The following is a 14,451-nucleotide window of genomic DNA, read 5'->3' on the forward strand; positions in this document are numbered from 1 at the left end:
GGCTACGGGGCTCAGCCGAGCGGGTCGGACTCCGCGGCCTGGTCGAGGCGGAAGGCCTCGTTGCCCAGCCCGATCCGGGCGTGCGCCTCGGGGCGCCGGCTCTTGAGGAGCAGCCCGTGGACCAGTCCGCCCACGGCGGCGACGGCGACGATGGCGGGCAGCGCCCAGCTCAGCGCGGAGCCCTCGGCGGCCCCGACGAGCACGCCGAAGTCGCGGACGGTGTAGACGGCGATCACGACCAGGGCGAGGCCCGACAGGCCCGCGGCGACCAGCCGCCAGATCTGGGCGCCCGCGGTGCCGCGGCGGACGAAGAAGGCGATGACGGCGACGGAGGACGCGGCCATCAGGACGGTCACGCCGAGGGCGCCGACGCTGCCCATCCAGGTGAACAGGTGCAGGACGGGTGCGGTGGGGTCGCCGGCCGGCATGTCGTCGGTGACCGCGAAGACGATGACGACGACCGCGGCCACGACGGTCTGCAGCAGGGACCCGGTGGCGGGGGCGCCCGTGCCGGGGTTGGTGCGGCCGAAGCGGGCGGGGAGCAGGCCCTCGCGGCCCATGGCGAAGGCGTAGCGGGCGACGACGTTGTGGAAGCTGAGCATGGCCGCGAACATGCCGGTGACGAAGAGCACGTGCAGGACGTCGGTGAAGGTGGCGCCCAGACGGCTCTCGGTGAGCTCGAAGAGCAGGCCGGGACCGGCGTCGGTGGCGGCCTTGACGATCCCGGCCGGGCCGGTGGCGACGGTCAGGGCCCAGGCGCTGACGGCGAAGAAGAGGGCGACGAAGCCGACCGCGAGGAACATCACGCGGGAGACCACGATGTGCGGCTTGCTGGTCTCCTCGGCGTAGACCGGGGACTGCTCGAAGCCGACGAAGGCGGCGATGCAGAAGCACAGGGCGGTGCCGAGGCCCGCTCCGGACAGGGTGCCGGGGTCGAAGGCGGTGAGCGAGAGGCCTTCGGGGCCGGGCTTGCCGAGGGCGGCGGCGTCGAAGACGACGACGAGGACGCACTCGATGAGCAGCAGGACGCCGAGCACCTTGGCGTTGAGGTCGATCTTCAGCCAGCCGAGCGCGCCGGTGGCGGCGACCGCGATCAGGGCCGGGATCCACCAGGCGATCCGCACGTCGAGGTAGGTGGCGAAGAGGCCGGACATCTCGAAGCCGAGGATGCCGTAGACGCCGACCTGCATCGCGCTGTAGGCGACGAGGGCGACGAGGGAGGCGGCGGCTCCGGCGGTCGGCCCGAGGCCGCGCGCGATGTACGCGTAGAAGGCGCCGGCGTTGTGGACGTGCCGGCTCATCTCCGCGTAGCCGATGCCGAAGAGGGCGAGGACGACGCCGAGGATCACGAAGAGCAGGGGCTGGCCGACGATGCCCATGACTCCGAAGATCGTGGGCATGACACCCGCGACGACCATCAGGGGCGCGCTCGCGGCGAGTACGGAGAGCAGCAGTCCGGCGGTGCCGAGCCGGTCCGCGCGCAGGGCGCGGTCCTGGCCCTTGTACGTGCGGATCTCGGCCTCGGCTGGGAGCGTGGTGGATCTGCCCGTCGGCATGGCGGGGTCCTTTCGGGGGTGACTGGCTGGTCGGCTGGTCGGGGGTCAGGCGGTGCCGAGCGCGGCGCTGCGCGCGGCGAGGAAGGCCTTGTGCGGGTCCCGGTCGGGATAGGACCAGGGGGCGGGGGTGGCGTGGCTGCCGATGCGGTGGAAGAGGGCGGCGGCCTCGGCGGGGCGGCCCTCGCAGAGTTTCGCGTGGGCGAGGAAGTTGAGGTCGACCCGGTTGCGCGGGTGGTCCTCGCGCTCCCACTCCAGCCACCAGTCGAAGGCGGAGCGCAGCACCTGGCGGGCGCGGCGGCCGGTCCAGTGCAGGGCGGCGGCCTCGGGGGTGACGCGGCCCTGGGCGGCGGCGAGGACCCGGTAGCGCTCGGCGTGGGCGATGACGGGCAGTACGGCGAGCGGGGAGTCGGCCGGGGACTCCTCGGCGGCCCAGGAGGCGAAGTCGTAGACCTCGTGGAGCGGGTCGTGGCCGGCGGCGGGGGTGCGCTCGGCGAGCTTGGCGACCATCAGGTGGTGGGCGTGGTGGTGCTCCCGGTGCCGGGCCCGGACCTGGTCGAAGTGGCGGCTGAACTCCTCCTCGCCGCCGAAGGCGCGGGAGAGCATCAGCAGGCCCAGCCAGGGCGTGGGGTCGGCGGGGAGCAGGGCGGCGGCGCGGCGGCAGGCCTCCTCGGCGGCCTCCGGGGTGCCCTTGCGGCGCAGGGCGGCGAAGACGGCGGCACACGCGAGGAGGGTCGCGGCGTCGGCGCTGTCGGGTTCGGCGAGCAGCCATTCGCGGGCCCAGGCGGTGGCCGCCGGGGTTTCCGCGAGGACGACGATCCGGTGGCCTCGGCGGTCCCAGTCGTCGCCGGTGCCGACGAGCAGGCTGCGGGCCTTGGACCACCGGCCCTGGGTGAACTGGGAGCGTACGGAGACCAGTTCGGTGTCGCACAGGGCGGGGTCGAAGAGCTGGGCGTCCCGCTTGCGGGCGCGGCCGAGGGGCGGCGGAGGCGGGGACATCCGCGGGTTCCCTCCAGGGCGCGGGCGCGGGTGGGCGACGTACGTGGGAGCACGCACGGGGGACAACTGGGTCTGGTGGTAGCGGTGTTGCGGGTGGTTCGAATGGCGCGGCTGGATCACACCGGCGAGCGGTCCGGATGATCACGCACAGCAAAGCGGTACGCACAGCTCCGAGTCAAGGTCCAGTCCAGCGGGTGGCGGGTTTCCATTGGTCTCAACTACGTCGGCCACTGGCCGAGTTGGGCCGGTTGTGGCGGTACGGGTACGGGTGCCGCCCGCGCGGCCGGATCCGTACGCCGGACCCGTGACGATCCACGACGGCCCGCCGCCGCTCCCCGGGGAGCGGCGCGACCGGCTGGTGGAGGCCGTGCCGGGCGGGGCGAAGACCGCGACGGCGCGGCCGCCGCACGCGTACGGGCCGGAGGGCGGGCCGCTGCCCGGGCCGGGCGGGCACGCGGCACCGGTGGAGTGCGCCCGGCAGCACCGGCTGTCCTGGAAGTGACGGACGTACGCGTGCCGCGGCTGGCCGAGGTCGGACCGCTGCGCGCGCCGGCCCGGGGCGAGGGCCACGCGCCGGTGGCCGAATGGCGAGCCTGCCGGGACCTAGGACACCGCCTTCGCCGCCGCTCGGCCCGCGGCGCGGCCCGAGAAGATGCAGCCGCCCAGGAAGGTGCCTTCGAGGGCCCGGTAGCCGTGGACGCCCCCGCCGCCGAAGCCCGCCGCCTCGCCGGCCGCGTACACGCCGGGGAGCGGTTCGCCCGACGGGGTCAGGACGCGCGAGGAGAGGTCGGTCTCCAGGCCGCCCAGGGACTTGCGGGTCAGGATCGAGAGCCGGACGGCGATCAGCGGGGCCGCCTTCGGGTCCAGGATGCGGTGCGGGGCGGCGGTGCGGATCAGCTTGTCGCCGAGGTACTTGCGCGCCCCGTGGATGGCCGTCACCTGGAGGTCCTTGGTGAACGGGTTGGCGATCTCCCGGTCGCGGGCCACGATCTCCGCCCGGACGGTGGCCTCGTCGAGGAGGTTCTCCTTGGTGAGCTCGTTCATCCGGCGGACCATCGCGGTCAGGTCGCGTTCGACGATGAAGTCGACGCCGTGGTCCATGAAGGCCTTCACCGGACCCGGCACGGCCTGCCGGGCGCGGTCGATGACCTCGCGCACCGACTTCCCGGTCAGGTCGGGGTTCTGCTCGGAGCCGGAGAGGCCGAACTCCTTGCCGATGATGCGCTGGTTGAGCACGAACCAGGTGTGGTCGTGGCCGGTCTTCATGATGTGGTCGAGGGTGCCGAGGGTGTCGAAGCCCGGGAAGAGCGGTACGGGGAGCCGCTTGCCGGTGGCGTCGAGCCAGAGCGAGGACGGGCCGGGCAGGATGCGGATGCCGTGCCGGGCCCAGATCGGGTTCCAGTTCTCGATGCCCTCGGTGTAGTGCCACATGCGGTCCTTGTTGATGTGGCTGGCGCCCGCGTCCTCGGCGATGCCGAGCATCAGGCCGTCGACGTGCGCCGGGACCCCGGAGAGCATCCGCTCGGGCGGGGTGCCGAGCCGGGCCGGCCACTGCGCGCGCACGAGGTCGTGGTTGCCGCCGATGCCGCCGCTGGTGATGATCACGGCCTGGGCGCGCAGGGAGAAGGCGCCGGTGGCCTCGCGGCCGCTGGCGGTGCCCCGTACGGCGTCCGAGGGGGCCAGGACCTCGCCGGTGACGGTGTCCAGCGTGCCGGCGGTGGCCGACAGGCCGGTGACCCGGTGGCGGAAGGCGAGCCGGACCAGACCCCGGGCCACCCCGGCCCGGACGCGGCGCTCGAAGGGGGCGACGAGGCCCGGGCCGGTGCCCCAGGTGATGTGGAAGCGGGGGACGGAGTTGCCGTGGCCGTTCGCGTCGTAGCCGCCGCGCTCCGCCCAGCCGACGACGGGGAAGAAGCGGACGCCCCGCGCGTGCAGCCAGGGCCGCTTCTCCCCCGCCGCGAAGTCCACGTACGCCTCGGCCCAGCGGCGCGGCCAGGCGTCCTCCGGACGGTCGAAGCCCGCGGTGCCGGCCCAGTCCTGCAGGGCCAGGTCGCGGCTGTCCTTGATCCGCATCCGGCGCTGCTCGGGCGAGTTCACGAAGAACAGCCCGCCGAACGACCAGTGCGCCTGCCCACCGATCGACTGCTCGGGCTCCTGGTCGAGGAGGATCACCTTGCGGCCCGCGTCGACGAGCTCGGCGGTGGCGACGAGCCCGGCGAGGCCCGCTCCGATCACGATCACGTCAGCGTCGTACGTCATGCGTTGCCCGTCCTCCGGTCGGTGGTGGGGCAGATCCTTTGCTACGGAGCGGTAACCAGTCAACAGCGGTGGTTGGATGGATTCCGTGAGTGCCGCTGATGAAGTACTGGACGTCGTGGACCGGGAAGACCGGGTCACCGGGCAGGCCCCCAGGGGCGAGGTGTACGCCCGGGGGCTGCTGCACCGGTGTGTGTTCGTGCAGGCCAGGGATGCGCGGGGGCGGGTGTTCGTGCACCGGCGGACCGCGTCGAAGCTGGTGTTCCCCGCGTACTACGACATGTTCGTGGGCGGGGTGCTGGGCGCCGGCGAGGACTACGCGGGGGCCGCGCTGCGGGAGGCCGAGGAGGAGCTGGGGGTGAGCGGGCTGGAGCAGCCGACGCCGCTGTTCAAGTTCCTGTACGAGGGTCCGGGCGGGGCCTGGTGGTCGTACGTGCACGAGGTGCGGTGCGCCCTGCCGGTGTCCCCTCAGGCCTCCGAGGTGGACTGGCACACCTGGCTCCCGCAGGACGAGCTGGAGCGGCGGATCGCTGGCGGGGAGTGGGCCTGGGTGCCGGACGGGCTGGAGGCGTACCGGCGGCTGACGGCGTACCGGGCGGGCTGACGGGCGGGCATCGGGCCGGTCCCGGTTCCGCGGGGTGGCTGGACGTAGATTGGCCCGATGATCGACTTCGTCAAAGACGTGCGCCTCTGGTTCGCGCCGAAGCGGCTGCGGGACGAGGGCGACACCCCGGACTACCGCTTCTCGCTCGCCAACGAACGCACCTTCCTCGCCTGGATCCGGACCGCGCTGGCGCTGGTCGGCGGCGGGTTCGCGGTCGACCAGTTCCTGCCCGACCTGCGGTGGGGGGTGCGGGTCGGGATGTCCTTGGCGCTGCTCGCGGTCGGGGCGGCGTGCGCGCTGCGGGCCGTGAACCACTGGGTGCGGTGCGAGCGGGCGATGCGGCGCGGCGAGGACCTGCCGCTGTCCCGGTTCCCGGTGCTGCTGAGCCTGGGCGTCGGGCTGGTCGCGCTGGCCATGATGCTGGTCGTGCTGCTCGGCTGGACGAGCGGCCGGTGACCGGCCCCGGTACGGCCGGCGTCCGCGACGCCGGGCTGCAGCCGGAGCGGACCCGGCTGGCGTGGCGGCGTACGACCCTGGCCTGCTCGGTGGCGGTCGTACTGGCGCTGCGGCAGGCGTTGCGCGGGTCCGGATCGCCGCTGCAGGTGGGCGGGACGGCGGTGATCCTGCTGATCTGGCTGGCGTTCCTGGGCGTGGCGCACCGGCGGATGCGGGAGCTGGCGTCGGCGCGGCCGCCGGGGCTGGCACCACGGGCGGCGCTGGGGGCGGTGCTGTGCACGGTGGCGCTGGCGGTGTTCGCGATGACGGTGATCTTCTGACCGAGAGCTTCTGACCGAGAGCTTCTGACCGAGGACATCCGACGGAGGACGTCTGACGGTGATCTTCCGAGCGGGCGCGACACGAGTACGGACACAACGGGCGTTACGGGGCGATCCGCACTAGCCTCGGCGCCATGACGACCCTGCACCACGAGCACCCCACGCACGAGCACGCCCACGGCCCCTCCTGCGGCCACCAGGCGGTCCCGCACGGCGACCACGTCGACTACGCGCACGACGGCCACCTGCACCGGGAGCACTCCGGGCACTGGGACGAGTGCGAGACCCCGGACCACACCACCCACGAGGCCCACGCGCACGCGCACGGCCCGGACTGCGGGCACGAGTCCGTCGCGCACGGCGACCACGTCGACTACGTCCACGACGGGCACCGGCACGCGGAGCACGACGGCCACTACGACGACCACTGACGGCAGCCGCCGCCTCCCCCGCACGCCTCCCAACACCCCCGCTCTCCCCCGGTGTCGCCGCGGCTGACAGGATGCCGGTCATCTGTCGCAGCGACCCGGGGAGAGCGCCATGACCGTCGACGCGCCGTACGTCGTCCAGCCCGCGGACGGGGTGTACGCCTACGTCCAGCCGGACGGGGGCTGGTGCCTCAACAACGCCGGATTCGTCAGCGACGGCGGGCGGACCCTGCTCGTCGACACCGCCGCCACCGAGCGGCGGGCGCTGGCCCTGCGCGAGGCGGTCGTCGCGGCCGGGGTGCCGCTCCCCCGGACCGTCGTGAACACCCACCACCACGGCGACCACACCTACGGGAACGGGGTGTTCGCGCCCGAGGCCCTGATCATCGGGCACGACAACGCGCGCGCCGAGCAGCTCGCGGCCGGGCACCAGCTCGAACTGATCTGGCCCGCCACCGACTTCGGCGCGATATCGGTCACCGCCCCCGACCTGACCTTCAACGACCGCCTGACCCTGCACGTCGGCGACACCGAGGTCCAGGTCATCCACCCGGGCGTGGCCCACACCACCGGCGACGCGGTCGTGTGGCTGCCCCGGCAGCGGGTCGTCTTCACGGGTGACCTGGTCTTCGCCGGGGGTACGCCGTTCCTCGCGATGGGCTCGCTGTCCGGTTCGCTGCGGGCGCTGGAGCTGCTGGAGTCCCTGGGCGCGCAAACCGTCGTACCGGGTCACGGTCCGCTGACCGACGCGTCGGCGTACGGGGCCACCGGGCGGTACCTGCGGTTCGTGGCCGAACTGGCCCGGGAGGGCCGGGAGAAGGGGCTGACCCCGCTGGAGACGGCTCAGGGTGCCGATCTCGGGGAGTTCGCGGCCTGGCGGGAGAGCGAGCGGCTGGTGGCGAACGTGCACCGGGCGTACGCGGAGCTGGCCGGGGAGCCGGAGGGGGTGCCGCTGGACATCATGGCGGTGCTGCGCGACATGACGGTGATGAACGGGGGCACGCCGATCCTGTGTCACGCGTGACGCGGGGCCGGTGAGGCGTGCCCGGTGAGGCGGCCGTGCGGCGCGGCCGGAGGAGTTCCTCCGGCCCGCCCCCTGGACGGCATACCGACTGGTCGGCATGATGGCTCCGGGCAACCCGGCCCGTCACCGTCGACTCCTCACGGAGGTGCGCACCATGACCGCAGCCCCGGCAGGCTCCCCGAGCCCGCGCGGCCTGGACCTGGAGCGGCTGCGCGGCCATCTCGACGCCGCGCGCCCCGGTCTCGCGGCCGGGCCGCTGAGCGCCCGGCTGATCGAAGGGGGCCGGTCGAACCTGACGTACGCGGTCACCGACGGCTCCGCCCGCTGGGTGGTGCGCCGTCCGCCGCTCGGGCACGTCCTGGCCACCGCGCACGACATGCGGCGCGAGCACCGGGTGATCGCCGCCCTGCACGGGACGGCCGTACCGGTGCCCGAGCCGCTGCTGCTGTGCGAGGACGAGGAGGTGCTGGGGGCGCCGTTCTACGTCATGGAGTTCGTGGAGGGGGTCCCGTACCGCAGCGCCGCGCAGCTGGAGGAGATCGGCCCCGAGCGGACCCGGCGGGCGGTGCTCGCCCTCGTGGACACCCTGGTCGACCTGCACGCGGTGGACCCGGCGGCGGTGGGGCTGGGCGACTTCGGCCGGCCCGAGGGCTTCCTCGACCGGCAGTTGCGCCGCTGGGGCAAGCAGCTCGCGGCCTCCCGGGGGCGGGAGCTGGCGGGCGTCGACGAACTGCACGCCGCCCTCGGCAGGACACTGCCCGCCTCCCCCGCGCCGACGGTGGTGCACGGGGACTTCCGGCTGGACAACGTACTGATCGGCGGGCCGGACGACGCGATCCGGGCGGTGCTGGACTGGGAGATGTCCACGCTGGGCGATCCGCTGACCGACCTCGGGCTGCTCGTGATGTACAGCTCCGACCTGGGGCTGGAGGACTCGCCGGTCAGTACGACGAGCCGCGCGCCGGGGCATCCGGAGCCCGCCGAGCTGATCGCGCGGTACGCCGCCCGCTCCGGCCGGGACACCGGCGCCATCGCCTGGTACACGGCCTTCGCGTGGTTCAAGCTCGCGGTGATCCTCGAAGGCATCCACTACCGCTTCACGCTCGGGCAGACGGTCGGCGCGGGCTTCGACCGGATCGGCGAACTGGTGCCGGTCTTCATCGAGCACGGTCTGACCACCCTCAAGGAAGGCTGAGCAGCACCCATGGACTTCGCATTCGACGCCCGGACCGAGGAACTCCGCGAGCGGCTGCTCGCGTTCATGGAGGAGTACGTCTACCCGGCGGAAGCCCTCGCCGCCGAGCAGCGCGCACGGCTGGCCTCGCCCTGGGACACCCCGGCCGTGTTCGGTGAACTGAAGGCCGAGGCGCGCCGCCAGGGCCTGTGGAACCTGTTCTTCGTACACCAGCACGGCTTGCCGGACGCCGGGTACGGCGCCGGGCTGACCAACCTCCAGTACGCCCCGCTCGCCGAGATCACCGGCCGCAGCCCGCACCTGGCGCCGATGGCCACCAACTGCGCGGCCCCGGACACCGGGAACATGGAGCTGCTGGCCCAGTTCGGCAACGAGCAGCAGAAGAAGCAGTGGCTGGAGCCGCTGCTGGCCGGCGAGATCCGTTCGGCCTTCGCGATGACCGAGCCCGAGGTGGCCTCCTCGGACGCGACGAACATCGAGACGCGGATCGAGCGCGTCGGTGACGAGTACGTGGTCACGGGCCGCAAGTGGTACATCTCCGGGGCGATGAACCCGGACTGCAAGATCTTCATCGTGATGGGCAAGACCGACCCGCAGGGCGCCGACCCGCGCCGCCAGCAGTCGATGATCCTGGTCCCCCGCGACACCCCGGGCGTCGAGGTGCGCCGGGCGATGACCGTGTACGGGTACGAGGACCACGACCACGGCGGTCACGCCGAGGTGGTCTTCGACGGGGTCCGGGTCCCGGCGGCGAACCTGATCGGCGAGGAGGGCACCGGCTTCGCCATCGCCCAGGCCCGGCTCGGCCCGGGCCGGATCCACCACTGCATGCGGCTCATCGGCATGGCGGAGCGGGCCGTCGAGCTGATGTGCCGGCGCGCGGTGGGACGTACGGCCTTCGGCAAGGAGCTGGCCGCGCAGGGAGTGGTGCAGGGCTGGATCGCGGACGCCCGGGTCACCATCGAGCAGCTGCGGCTGCTGGTGCTGAAGACCGCCTGGCTGATGGACACGGCCGGGAACCGGGGCGCGCACACCGAGATCCAGGCCATCAAGATCGCGACCCCGCGCGCGGTGGTGGAGATCCTGGACCGGGCGGTGCAGCTGCACGGCGCGGGCGGGGTCAGCCAGGACTTCCCCCTGGCCGAACTGTGGGCGGCGGCCCGCACGCTCCGCCTCGCGGACGGCCCGGACGAGGTCCACCAGCGCTCACTGGCCCACCGGGAACTGAAGCCGTACCGCGCCCGGTAGGGATGCCCGGAGGGGATCGCCGCACCTGGATCCCGGATTCCGGTGTGGCGAGACCCCGGTGAACACAGTGGCCCGCATCACTCTGCCGGCCCATGCGGAATTCATCCCGGCCTGGTTCGTCTTCACCGCGTACATGTCGATCGCCGCGCTCAAGCCGGACCTCGCGCACCGGCTGCTGTTCGTGGTGCCGGCGCTGACCTTCCTCTCCCTGGCGCTGGGCGACCTCACCCAGGTCACCGCCCTCGGGCACACCGGCGGCTTCCTCGGCCTGCTGTGCGCGGGCATCGCCTGGTACGTCTCCTTCGCCGTGGTGGCCGAGGAGACCTGGGGCCGCGAGGTCCTCCCGCCGGGCTGAGGCCCGTACCGGGAGACCTCAGGCGGCGGGCCGGGGGCCCGGGCTGCCCGCCGCCGCGATGACCTCGTCCAGCACTTCGCGCGAGCGCAGCAGATCGCCGATCATCCGGTCGATCCGCTCCCGCTCCAGGCTCAGTTCGGCCACCAGTGCCGGGGTGGCCCGCGCCGCCGGGCCACCGTCCTCGTCGCGCATGCAGGGCAGGACCTTCGCGATCTTCGAGCTGTGCAGCCCCGCCGCGTAGAGCTCCTGGATCCGGATGACCCGGTCGACGGCCCGCTCGGGGAAGTCCCGGTGCCCTCCCGGCGTCCGGTCGGAGGCCAGCAGACCCTGCGCCTCGTAGTAGCGCAGCGAACGCTCGCTGACACCGGTGCGCGCCGCCAGTTCGCCGATCCTCATGCCCCACCCACCCCGCCCCAACTCCCCGGTCGGGGCTTGAATCTGACATCAGTGTGAGGTTCTACGGTACCGGCATGACGCAGACACCGCAGGTTCCCGCCGCTTCCCGCCTCTTCTCCGCCGCCCGCCTCGGCGGCCTGGAGCTCCCCAGCCGCCTGGTGATGGCGCCGCTGACGCGCAACCGCGCGGGGGCCGACGGCGTCCCGGGCGAGCTCATGGCCGCCTACTACGCACAGCGCGCCTCGGCCGGCCTGATCATCGCCGAGGCCACCACCCCGAACGCCGTGGGCCAGACCTACCCGCACATCCCCGGCATCCACACCCCGGCCCAGGCCGCCGGCTGGCGCCGGGTCACGGACGCGGTGCACGCCGCCGGCGGGCGGATGTTCCTCCAGCTCCAGCACGGCGGCCGGGTCGGCCACCCCGCCACCAGCGGGCACGTCCCGCTCGCCCCGTCCGCGGTGCCCTTCCCGGAGCCGCTGCAGACGCCCGCCGGGCTGCGGCAGGGCGTCACGCCCCGCGAGATGACCGAGGCGGACATCCGGTCCACGATCGCCGACTTCGCGGCGGCCGCGCGGGCCGCCGTGGAGGCGGGCTTCGCCGGGGTGGAGGTGCACTCCGCCAACGGCCACCTGCTCCACCAGTTCCTGGCGGGGAACACCAACCGCCGGACCGACGCCTGGGGCGGGTCCGTCGAAGGGCGGATCCGGTTCACCGTCGAGGTGGTCCGCGCCGTCATAGCGGCGGTCGGCCGCGAGCGGGTCGGCGTACGGATCTCCCCCGGGGTGGAGGTCAACGGCATCGAGGAGGGCGATACCGAGGAGATCTACCCGGCGCTGGTGGCGGCCCTGGCCGAGCTTGAGCCGGTCTACCTGCACCAGGTGTGGGCCGACCCGGACGGTCCCCGCTTCCAGGAGATCCGCAAGGCCTGGCCCGGCACGCTGATCGCCAACCCCTCGCTCTCCCGCGAGGAGGTCGCGGCCGACGGGGGCAAGCGGGCCGCCGAACGGCTGCTGGCCGAGGGCGCGGACCTGGTGGCGCTGGGCCGGGGCTTCCTCGCCAACCCCGACTTCGCCGAGCGGCTGCGCACCGGCGCCCCGCTCAACGAGCTCCGCCCGGAGTTCCTGATGCACGTGCACGGGTCGCAGGGCTACACCGACTACCCCGCGCTGGGCGAGGACAGGGGTTAGGGGCGGAGCGAGCGCAGCAGCAGGTCGGCGAGGTGGTCGGCGACCTGGTGGGCGGTGAGCGGCCCGTCCGTGCGGTACCAGGTCGACAGGTGGTGGACGGAACCGAAGTAGAAGTCCACCACCAGGTCGGCGGGGGTCGCCGTGGAGAAGACCCCGCCGTTCTGTCCCTCCTCGACCAGGGCCCGGAACCGCTCGTGGTAGCGCCGGCGCTCCGCCCGCACCTGCTTGTACTTCTCCGGGCTGAGCTGGTGCATCGACCGGAAGAAGATCATCGCGTCGTCGAGGTTCTCGATGGTGGTGACCACCACGTCGGCCGCGGCGGCCCGCAGCCGCTCCTCGACGGGGGCGTCGGATCCGGCCACCGCGTCGAGCCGCTGCTGCTGGAGGCGCAGCATCCGCGCGTACACCTCGTGCAGCAGGTCGTCCTTGGAACCGAAGTAGTGGTAGAGCGCGCCCTTGGTGACGCCGGCCGCTTCGACGATCTCCTGGACGGAGGTGCGGTCGTAGCCCCGTTCGGCGAACAGCCTGGTGGCGACGGCCAGCAGCCGCTGCGGCACCGGGGTCTCCCGGTTCACGTCCTCGGGTCCCGCGGTGGTCCTGGCGGCCATGGTGCTCGCCTTCCTCTCCTGGTGCGTCGCCTGTCTGCGCTGTACGACCGTCCGACTGTTTTCAGCCGCGTTCGCGCAGTTCCCGTCGCAGGATCTTGCCACTGGTGGTCTGGGGAAGAACAGGCAGGATCTCCACCTCGCGCGGGTACTTGTACGCGGCGAGGCGCTCGGCGCAGTACGCGGACAGCTGCGCGGGCTCGGCGGAGGCGCCGGGCCGCAGGCTCACGTACGCCTTCACGCTCTCCCCGCGGTAGGGGTCGGGGACGCCGACGACGGCCGCGTCGCGGACGGCGGGGTGGGTGTGCAGGACGTCCTCCACCTCCCTGGGCCAGACCTTGAACCCGGAGGCGTTGATCATGTCCTTCTTGCGGTCGACGACGTAGAGCCAGCCGTCCGGGTCCATGAAGCCGACGTCGCCGGTGCGGAGTTCCCCGTCCGGGAAGGCCTTGGCGGTTTCGTCGGGGAGGCCCCAGTAGCCGGGTACGACCTGCGGGCCGCGGACGGCGATCTCGCCGGTCTCGCCGAAGGGGAGCTCCGCGCCGTGCTCGTCGAGGATCCGTACGAGGGTCTGTGCGCCGGGGACACCGACCGAGAGGGTGCCGGAGGCGGGGTCGACGGGGGCCTCGCGGTGGGCGGGGACCGAGGCGCAGGGGGCGGTGCACTCGGTGAGGCCGTAGCCGTTGCGCAGGTAGAAGCCGAAGGAGGCGCGGAGGCGTTCGACCAGGGCGGGCGGGAGCGGGGCGCCGCCGGAGGAGATCACCTGGAAGGAGGCGAAGTGGTCCGGGGTGGCGGCGGGGTGGGCGGCGAGGGCCGTGAAGGCGGTGGCCGGGCCGATGGTGTAGGCGGGGCGGTGCTCGACGAAGGCGTCGAGGACGGTGCCGGCGTCGAAGCGGTGGGCGAGGACGAGGGTGCCGGCGTTGGCGAAGCAGGCGGCGAGCTCGCAGACCAGGCCGGTGATGTGGAAGAGCGGGGCCATCGCGAAGTACCCGGCGCCCTCGGGGAGGGGGTGGCCGGTGACCTGGCGGGTGGCGTTGTAGGTGAGCGCGCCGTGCGGGTTCATGGCGCCCTTGGGGGTGCCGGAGGTGCCCGAGGTGTAGCTGATCAGGGCGAGGTCGGCGGCGGTGAGCCGGGGATCGGCCGGCGCGGGGTGGCCCTGGCGGGCCACGGCGGCGAGGTCGGCGGGGGCGAACCCCGGGGCGGACCCCGGGCCCGCCTCCCGTGCCGGGGTGCCCGTCCCTCGGCGGGGCCCGGGGAGGGGGGCGGCCTGGGGCACGCGGGTGGCCCGGGGCACGGAGGCGGCCGGGGAGACGGCGGCGGCCTGGGGGACGGCGGCGGCCGGGGAGACGGCGGCGGATGCCGGGACGGAGCCGTCCCCCGTGGCGGGGCCGCCCGCCGGGGCGGGCTGGGAGGCGGGGGCGCCGGCCCGGGCCGTGGCGCCGGGCGGGGCGGGGGTGCCCGCAGGGGTGCCGGGCGGGAAGGCGCGGGGGTCGTCGCGGGTCTGGAAGTCGCGGGGGTCGGCGGTGAGGACGGTGTGGACGCCGGTCGCGCGGGCGGTGGCGTGGAGGCACGCCGTCCAGGCCCGGGTCTCGCAGATCAGGGCGGTCGCGCCCGAGTCGCGCAGGATATGACCGGCCTCGGCGGACTTGTACATGGGGTTCAGCGGGACGACCACCGCCCCGGCCTTCCAGGCGGCCAGCACGGCGAGCACGAAGTGCGGGGTGTTCTGGAGCATGACGGCGACCCGGTCGCCCCGCCGGATCCCGCGCGCCGCGAGGTGTCCGGCGAGGGAGTCGGAGAGGGCATCGGCTTCGGCGTAGCC

At 73.8% G+C, this 14,451-nt stretch carries 16 protein-coding genes; 10 read left to right on the forward strand and 6 right to left on the reverse strand.

The window, feature by feature from the left end; translation table 11 throughout:
* Positions 1-11: 11 nt before the first annotated feature.
* The gene (locus tag ACFV0Q_RS26340) at positions 12-1,556 is read right to left on the reverse strand and encodes an APC family permease (RefSeq protein ID WP_385008835.1); all 1,545 of its coding nucleotides are present in this window, start codon (positions 1,554-1,556) and stop codon (positions 12-14) included.
* Between the two features lie 45 nt (positions 1,557-1,601).
* Positions 1,602-2,552 carry a hypothetical protein gene (locus ACFV0Q_RS26345; RefSeq protein WP_385008836.1) on the reverse strand — a complete coding sequence of 317 codons (951 nt, stop codon included), beginning with the start codon at positions 2,550-2,552 and terminating at the stop codon, positions 1,602-1,604.
* 304 nt (positions 2,553-2,856) lie between these two features.
* Here ACFV0Q_RS26345 and ACFV0Q_RS26350 point away from each other — a divergent pair, with 304 nt between their 5' ends.
* Positions 2,857-3,054, forward strand: coding sequence for a hypothetical protein (locus tag ACFV0Q_RS26350; RefSeq protein ID WP_385008837.1), 198 nt, complete (start codon positions 2,857-2,859; stop codon positions 3,052-3,054).
* A 101-nt stretch (positions 3,055-3,155) separates the two neighbouring features.
* Here the strand turns inward: ACFV0Q_RS26350 and ACFV0Q_RS26355 are convergent, their stop codons facing one another.
* On the reverse strand, positions 3,156-4,811 hold the full coding sequence (locus ACFV0Q_RS26355) for an FAD-binding dehydrogenase (RefSeq protein ID WP_385008838.1): 1,656 nt from the start codon (positions 4,809-4,811) through the stop codon (positions 3,156-3,158).
* A gap of 76 nt (positions 4,812-4,887) precedes the next feature.
* On the opposite strand from ACFV0Q_RS26355, the gene ACFV0Q_RS26360 reads away from it, so the two are divergent.
* The 8 genes from ACFV0Q_RS26360 to ACFV0Q_RS26395 all read left to right on the forward strand — a co-directional run bounded on the left by ACFV0Q_RS26360 (position 4,888) and on the right by ACFV0Q_RS26395 (position 10,438).
* The gene (locus tag ACFV0Q_RS26360; protein ID WP_385008839.1) at positions 4,888-5,412 is read left to right on the forward strand and encodes an NUDIX hydrolase; all 525 of its coding nucleotides are present in this window, start codon (positions 4,888-4,890) and stop codon (positions 5,410-5,412) included.
* Positions 5,413-5,469: 57 nt separating this feature from the next.
* A complete protein-coding gene (locus ACFV0Q_RS26365) occupies positions 5,470-5,868 on the forward strand; it encodes a YidH family protein (RefSeq protein WP_385008840.1) in 399 nt (132 codons plus the stop codon).
* On the forward strand, positions 5,865-6,188 hold the full coding sequence (locus tag ACFV0Q_RS26370) for a DUF202 domain-containing protein (RefSeq protein WP_385008841.1): 324 nt from the start codon (positions 5,865-5,867) through the stop codon (positions 6,186-6,188). The genes ACFV0Q_RS26365 and ACFV0Q_RS26370 overlap by 4 nt, the downstream gene beginning before the upstream one ends.
* A gap of 134 nt (positions 6,189-6,322) precedes the next feature.
* The gene (locus ACFV0Q_RS26375; RefSeq protein ID WP_385008842.1) at positions 6,323-6,619 is read left to right on the forward strand and encodes a hypothetical protein; all 297 of its coding nucleotides are present in this window, start codon (positions 6,323-6,325) and stop codon (positions 6,617-6,619) included.
* Positions 6,620-6,728: 109 nt separating this feature from the next.
* Positions 6,729-7,640, forward strand: a complete 912-nt coding sequence (locus ACFV0Q_RS26380) for an MBL fold metallo-hydrolase (protein ID WP_385008843.1) — start codon at positions 6,729-6,731, stop codon at positions 7,638-7,640.
* A 154-nt stretch (positions 7,641-7,794) separates the two neighbouring features.
* Positions 7,795-8,835 carry a phosphotransferase family protein gene (locus ACFV0Q_RS26385; RefSeq protein WP_385008844.1) on the forward strand — a complete coding sequence of 347 codons (1,041 nt, stop codon included), beginning with the start codon at positions 7,795-7,797 and terminating at the stop codon, positions 8,833-8,835.
* A 9-nt stretch (positions 8,836-8,844) separates the two neighbouring features.
* A complete protein-coding gene (locus tag ACFV0Q_RS26390; protein WP_385008845.1) occupies positions 8,845-10,083 on the forward strand; it encodes an acyl-CoA dehydrogenase family protein in 1,239 nt (412 codons plus the stop codon).
* Between the two features lie 67 nt (positions 10,084-10,150).
* Positions 10,151-10,438 (forward strand): acetate uptake transporter, encoded by a 288-nt coding sequence (locus ACFV0Q_RS26395; protein WP_385008846.1) that lies wholly within the window; start codon positions 10,151-10,153, stop codon positions 10,436-10,438.
* Between the two features lie 18 nt (positions 10,439-10,456).
* Here the strand turns inward: ACFV0Q_RS26395 and ACFV0Q_RS26400 are convergent, their stop codons facing one another.
* Positions 10,457-10,834, reverse strand: a complete 378-nt coding sequence (locus ACFV0Q_RS26400) for a MerR family transcriptional regulator (protein WP_385008847.1) — start codon at positions 10,832-10,834, stop codon at positions 10,457-10,459.
* A 74-nt stretch (positions 10,835-10,908) separates the two neighbouring features.
* On the opposite strand from ACFV0Q_RS26400, the gene ACFV0Q_RS26405 reads away from it, so the two are divergent.
* On the forward strand, positions 10,909-12,024 hold the full coding sequence (locus ACFV0Q_RS26405; RefSeq protein ID WP_385008848.1) for an alkene reductase: 1,116 nt from the start codon (positions 10,909-10,911) through the stop codon (positions 12,022-12,024).
* On the opposite strand, the gene ACFV0Q_RS26410 is transcribed toward ACFV0Q_RS26405, so the two are convergent.
* Positions 12,021-12,632: a TetR/AcrR family transcriptional regulator gene (locus tag ACFV0Q_RS26410; RefSeq protein WP_385008849.1), complete on the reverse strand. Its 612-nt coding sequence runs from the start codon at positions 12,630-12,632 to the stop codon at positions 12,021-12,023. The genes ACFV0Q_RS26405 and ACFV0Q_RS26410 overlap by 4 nt on opposite strands.
* A gap of 61 nt (positions 12,633-12,693) precedes the next feature.
* Positions 12,694-14,451: AMP-binding protein (locus tag ACFV0Q_RS26415; RefSeq protein WP_385008850.1), on the reverse strand; the 1,758-nt coding region annotated here is incomplete at its 5' end.

It is taken from the genome of Streptomyces sp. NPDC059564 (assembly GCF_042735575.1).
Taxonomy (GTDB): domain Bacteria; phylum Actinomycetota; class Actinomycetes; order Streptomycetales; family Streptomycetaceae; genus Streptomyces.